Consider the following 1,235-nt stretch of genomic DNA (forward strand, 5'->3'; position numbering starts at 1 on the left):
TGTAGTGGTCAACTAATCCCGGACACGACGTTAAGTTTTTCTTCGGCCCGAGCTGGCGCCAGCCCACCGTTGAATTGATGGGGTCGAATCCAGTTGTACCGATGCATCAAAAATTGGCTGATATCGCGCTGGGCTTCTTGAGCCGTTCTGTAACCCAGAGTCGGCACCCATTCGGTTTTCAAGCTGCGGAACACGCGTTCCATTGGCGCGTTGTCCCAGCAATTTCCCCGGCGACTCATGCTCTGGCGCATGCGATAGCGCCATAGCCGCTGGCGAAATAAACGACTCGCATACTGCGACCCTTGATCCGAGTGAAACAACAGGCCTTGAGGCCTTCCTCGTTGCTCGTAAGCCATGTCCAGCGCCTTGATAACCAGATCGGCGTCCGGCTTTTCCGACAACGCCCAGCCCACCACCCGGCGCGCGCAAAGGTCCAGCACGACCGCCAGGTAATGCCATTTCCCCTGGGCCCAAATGTAGGTGATGTCGCCGCACCACACTCGGTTGGGGGCTTGGACATCGAACTCGCGGTTCAAGGTGTTCGGGATATCGAGTCGTTCTACCGTCGCTCTTTTGTAGGCATGCGATCCGGGTTGCTTACTGACTAAATCAAGCTCGCGCATCAAGCTGCGCACTTTGAATCGACCGAGCTGCTCACCGTCCTCGCGCATCAGCGACAGGATGCTGCGGCTGCCCGCTGCACTACGACTTTGCGTGAACAACTCGCTCACCCGACTGCGTAACCGAAGCCGTTCGACATCTGGCGTGCGGTGCCGAAGGCGCTGGGCGTAGTAGCACGAACGGGGGACTTCAAACACCTTGCACAGCCAATCAGTCGGCTCATGGACGCTCAGCTGATTGATCAGCGCGTACGCTCGTGATCTTCCGACATCAAGAGCGCGGTAGCCTTTTTTAATATCGATTTTTCCCGTTCAAGGCGGGCGATCCGGGCTTCCAGCTCCTGGATTTTCTGCTGTTCCGGGGTCAGCGCTTTGCTCTGTGGAGTGACGCCTTGGCGCTCCTGCTGAACCTGATCGACCCAGCGGCGCAGGGCTGACTCGCCGACACCGAGTGAACGACTGGCTTCGATGTAGCTGTAGTTTTGCTTGAGCACGAGGTCGGCAGCCTCGCGTTTGAATTCAGCAGAAAAGGAACGGCGTTGTTTGGTCATCTGACACCTCGATCTGGCGAGCATTCTCGCCTAAATGGGTGTCCGGTTTCATTAGACCACTACA

The 1,235-nt window shown here is 57.2% G+C and carries 1 protein-coding gene; it reads right to left on the minus strand.

Annotated features, from left to right (window positions below; translation table 11 throughout):
• Positions 1-8: 8 nt before the first annotated feature.
• Positions 9-1,171, minus strand: a protein-coding gene (locus tag HX866_RS33990) for an IS3 family transposase (protein ID WP_177073709.1) whose coding sequence is annotated in 2 segments (ribosomal slippage) — positions 9-916 and positions 916-1,171 — 1,164 coding nt in all. Because the reading frame shifts where the segments join, the coding sequence is not laid out codon by codon here.
• Positions 1,172-1,235 lie beyond the last annotated feature (64 nt).

Source organism: Pseudomonas gingeri (genome assembly GCF_013386165.1).
GTDB lineage: Bacteria > Pseudomonadota > Gammaproteobacteria > Pseudomonadales > Pseudomonadaceae > Aquipseudomonas > Aquipseudomonas gingeri_C.